This window comes from Neosynechococcus sphagnicola sy1 (genome assembly GCF_000775285.1).
GTDB classification, from domain to species: Bacteria; Cyanobacteriota; Cyanobacteriia; order Neosynechococcales; family Neosynechococcaceae; genus Neosynechococcus; species Neosynechococcus sphagnicola.
The window spans coordinates 1-4,308 of the sequence record NZ_JJML01000086.1; the positions used below are offsets into that span (position 1 = coordinate 1).

Here is a 4,308-nt window from a genome sequence, read left to right on the forward strand (position 1 = left end):
TTCAAACTCTCCTGCGGCCAAATTAGGAGCGTTGGGAATCGCCGATGACGCAGTCGGCTGAGTCGCTACATTCAACGCCTGGGGAAGTGTTCCAGCCATTTCTCGTCCCCCACTCTGCTGGGTCGCCAGGTAACTTAAGACAATCGAGACTCCCATGAGTCCCAGGACAGTCCCAATCCCCCCTGGGGTTAGCAGCAGCTCGACCCAATCTTGGTTGACGCGCAAGACGGCGCGGTCTTCATCCGCCAGACTTTTTAATAATTCTTCTGAGGATTCAAGGTAGTCGTCGGGGGGAACGGCGGCTCCCTGCTCCCAAAGTTCATCGGAGTCTAAGGTGGAGGGAGTGGGGAAGGAGTGGGAATAGGGAGCTGCTACCGTTGCAGCCCACATCGACTGGGAAATCCCTGATGCTTCTGAATCTAAAGTTTTTGGGGACTTGAGCGCCCGATCGCTGAGGGAATCTGAAGGGGGGKATCGACTCCTCTTGCACTGAGTCCAGCATGAAGGCCGGGAACATCGGTGGCATGGGTCGCCCAATGGGAGGATCTACCGGGGGGATGAGTGGCAGAGGGTGGTACAACAACAGCTGCTGGGAGAGCCGGGACTTCCAGACCATGGGAGGGAGAGGCAGCTGCTCGCTGTTGCCGAAAGCGGACTAGTTCTGCCTCCAGGCTGACATCCAGGCTACTGAGCGCTGAGCGGAGGGTTGGCTTTAGACTGGGAGATGCAGTCGGTTGCATCCTCAAGGCCAGGGTAGAAATTTGACTCATTGTTCCCCTCAAATGGTCAGGATTCTCATTCTTCAACGGTTTTAAATGATGCAGACTGGTTTGGCAAGATGACTGCTGTCCCAGAGATCATCCTCGATCACTCCTCCGACTTTTCAGCCTGCCCCAATCCTGGCATTCCTGAACCCTGCGTATGACTTTCCAGTCCCTCGATCAACTTCTCGGTCAATGGCAGTCCCAACAGCCACGGCAGCAGCAATTCCAGCATCTGGTGAAGGTTTGGCCAGGGGTGGTGGGTGCCGTCGTGGCTGCCCAAACCCGCCCCATTTCCATTTACCAAGGAACCTTACGGGTCGCCACCGCCAGCGCTGCCTGGGCCCAAAACCTCACCTTTGAGCGGCGACGCATTTTAATAAAACTCAACACTTTGTTGACAATCCCTGTGGAGGACATTCGCTTCACGCCGGGTCAATGGCAACAGTCTCCAAAGCTGCGCACGGCTACCCAACCCTCAATCAACCCATGGGCAGATCATCCGAGCCAGATCCCCGTGGTGCCGCCGCGCCTTCCTACCCCCAGCGTTGCCCCTCAAACCGCCTTCCAGCATTGGGCGACTGTGATGCGGGCTCGCAGCCAGTCCCTGCCCCTGTGTCCCCACTGTCATGCTCCCTGCCCCCCCGGTGAGCTAGAGCGTTGGGGTCGCTGTTCCCTGTGTGCGGCGAAGCAATGGTAGTTTTCCCCCTGCTCCCAATGATGTTGTCCCAGCTATCCCTCTGCCATGCCTGAAGCCATGTCAACTGCCTTCTGGGCCGCGATCGCCCAGTTCAATCGGGGTGAGTTTTACGATTGCCACGACACCCTAGAAGCCCTCTGGGTGGAGTCCAGTGATCCCCTGCGGCGGTTTTACCAGGGGCTGCTACAAATTGCCGTTGCCTGCTACCACCTATCGAATCAAAATCTTCGCGGGGCGGCAATTTTACTCGGAGAAGGACTCCAGCGCCTCCAGAGCTATCCCTCCGATTATGGTGGCATTGATCTGGAACAACTGCTGGGAGACACTGCGGGACTGCTGGCTCAGATTCAAGCCCAGCTAGCCAACTCCGATAGCCCCCCAGTAGCACCGAACTCCCAGCTGCAACTCCCTCAGATCACTCGGGTTAAGCCCTTCTCCCCCTGAGATCTCCCTAGTTTGAATTAAGCTGAGAAGCAGAGGTTCACGGTTTTTACCCATGTTTGATGCCCTTGCAGAACGCCTAGAGACAGCTTGGAAAAAGCTCCGGGGTCAGGATCGGATTACAGAATCCAATATTCAAGATGCCCTGCGAGAGGTACGGCGTGCCCTTCTGGAGGCAGATGTCAATCTCCAGGTGGTGAAGGATTTTGTTGCGGACATTCAGACCAAAGCCCTGGGAGCAGATGTGACGGCGGGGGTACGCCCGGATCAGCAGTTCATCAAGATTGTTCACGACGAGCTGGTGCAGGTGATGGGGGAGAGCAACAGTCCCCTGGCGATCGCCGAGACAGCCCCCACCGTGATCTTGATGGCGGGCTTACAGGGAACGGGGAAAACCACGGCGGCAGCGAAGCTAGCACTGCACCTGCGGAAGCAGAATTTCACCACTCTGCTGGTGGCCACTGATATCTATCGTCCAGCGGCGATTGATCAATTGATCACCCTGGGGAAACAGATTGATGTCCCGGTGTTTGAACTGGGTACGGAGGTGAATCCAGTGGAAATCGCCCGTCAGGGGGTCGATCACGCCAGAACCCTGGGGGTGGATACCGTGATTGTTGATACCGCTGGTCGGCTGCAAATTGATCAGGCGATGATGGCAGAATTAGCGGCCATGAAGACCACCATTCAACCCCATGAAACCCTACTGGTGGTAGATGCAATGACCGGGCAGGAGGCGGCCAACCTCACCCGTACCTTCCATGAACAGATTGGGGTGACGGGGGCGATTCTCACCAAGATGGATGGCGATACGCGGGGCGGGGCAGCTCTCTCGGTGCGACAGATTTCTGGACAACCAATTAAATTTGTTGGCGTCGGGGAAAAAGTTGAGGCGTTACAACCCTTCTATCCCGATCGCATGGCCTCTCGCATTCTGGGAATGGGAGATGTCCTCACCCTGGTGGAAAAGGCTCAGGAATCCGTCGATCTGGCCGATGCCGAGAAACTTCAGGAAAAAATCCTTACGGCGCAATTTGACTTCACCGATTTTCTCAAACAGATGCGGCTGCTGAAGAACATGGGTTCCTTGGGAGGGCTACTGAAAATGATTCCCGGCATGGGCAAACTGTCAGATGAGCAGCTCAGCCAAGGGGAAACCCAGCTAAAGCGGGCCGAGGCGATGATTAGCTCCATGACCCAAGAAGAACGGCGCAATCCCGATCTGCTGTCCGCCTCTCCCAGTCGGCGGCGGCGAATTGCCAGAGGTTCGGGCTATCGGGATGCTGATGTTGGCAAACTCGTGAGTGACTTTCAAAAGATGCGATCGCTGATGCAACAGATGGGACAGGGTGGCTTTGCCGGCATCCCAGGAATGCCGGGTATGACAGGGGGACCTTGGGGGGGTCGCCCTTTGGGGGGGGCGGACAAGCACCCCAATCGGGTTGCGGGGCTATGCCGGAGGAGCCAACCCAGCGAAGAAAAAGAAAGAGAAGAGAAAAAAAGGCTTCGGTTCTTTGTAACTAGTCGGAGTCGAGATGGGCATCCCATGGACTACAGAACAGGTGTTAGCCCTAGCACCAGACCCAGCCTCTGCCAAAACTGGCCGGGGATTGGCGACCCTGGGGAAATGGTTATCCCTGGGAAGTTGGGAATCGGTTCTCTGGGGAGAGTGTCAGGGCAGCGGTAAGGATCCCTATCAAACCCAGATTGAGTTGGGTGAACCAGCATTTCGCTGTAGTTGCCCCAGTCGTAAATTTCCCTGTAAGCATGGGTTGGGCTTACTGTTGCTCCTGGCCGAACAATCCAGTGCGATCGCAGCGACAGATCCACCGGAGTGGGTAGCAGCATGGTTAGCCAGCCGATCGCAACGGGCAGAAAAACAGGCAGAAAAACGGGTTCAGGAACAGGTGGCAGATCCGACTGCCCAGGCAAAACGAGTAGCGGAGCGCCAACGTAAGGTGCACCAGGGCTTGCAAGACCTGCGGCGGTGGCTAGAAGACCGAGTGCGCCAGGGCTTGGCTACCATGCCCCAGGAGTCGTACCAGGTTTGGGATACGATCGCCGCTCGGATGGTCGATGCCCAGGCTCCCGGATTAGCCCGACAGCTGCGGGATTTAGCGGGTATTGCCCAGTCGGGACAGGGCTGGATCGATCGCTGCCTAGAACAGTTGGGACGAATTTACCTCTTGATTGAGGGGTTTGAGCGCCTGGAAACCCTCTCCCCTGAAGTCCAGGCCGATCTACGGACTCAAATCGGTTGGTCCCTCAATCAGGAGGAGGTGTTAGCTGGGACAGCCCACCCCGATCTCTGGTTGGTGGTCGGGCAGCGTTTGGAGGAAGAAGACCGCCTCAAGATCCGCCGCACCTGGCTCTTGGGCTTAGGCAGCAGTCGCTTTGCCCTCCTCT

The 4,308-nt window shown here is 57.0% G+C and carries 4 protein-coding genes and 2 pseudogenes; 4 read left to right on the forward strand and 2 right to left on the reverse strand.

From position 1 onward, the window contains the following. Positions 1 to 390 (reverse strand): annotated as a pseudogene (locus tag DO97_RS19910) (hypothetical protein); the annotation flags it as partial. Positions 391 to 419: 29 nt separating this feature from the next. Further along, positions 420 to 770, reverse strand: coding sequence for a hypothetical protein (locus tag DO97_RS19915; RefSeq protein WP_036536954.1), 351 nt, complete (start codon positions 768 to 770; stop codon positions 420 to 422). A gap of 151 nt (positions 771 to 921) precedes the next feature. On the opposite strand from DO97_RS19915, the gene DO97_RS19920 reads away from it, so the two are divergent. The 4 genes and pseudogenes from DO97_RS19920 to DO97_RS19935 form a co-directional block, all read left to right on the forward strand. Then, positions 922 to 1,461 (forward strand): DciA family protein, encoded by a 540-nt coding sequence (locus tag DO97_RS19920; protein ID WP_036536956.1) that lies wholly within the window; start codon positions 922 to 924, stop codon positions 1,459 to 1,461. 57 nt (positions 1,462 to 1,518) lie between these two features. Further along, positions 1,519 to 1,905: a DUF309 domain-containing protein gene (locus DO97_RS19925; RefSeq protein ID WP_156120693.1), complete on the forward strand. Its 387-nt coding sequence runs from the start codon at positions 1,519 to 1,521 to the stop codon at positions 1,903 to 1,905. A 52-nt stretch (positions 1,906 to 1,957) separates the two neighbouring features. After that, positions 1,958 to 3,422, forward strand: a pseudogene (gene ffh / locus DO97_RS19930) (signal recognition particle protein). A gap of 90 nt (positions 3,423 to 3,512) precedes the next feature. Then, positions 3,513 to 4,308: SWIM zinc finger family protein (locus tag DO97_RS19935; RefSeq protein WP_239651915.1), on the forward strand; the 796-nt coding region annotated here is incomplete at its 3' end.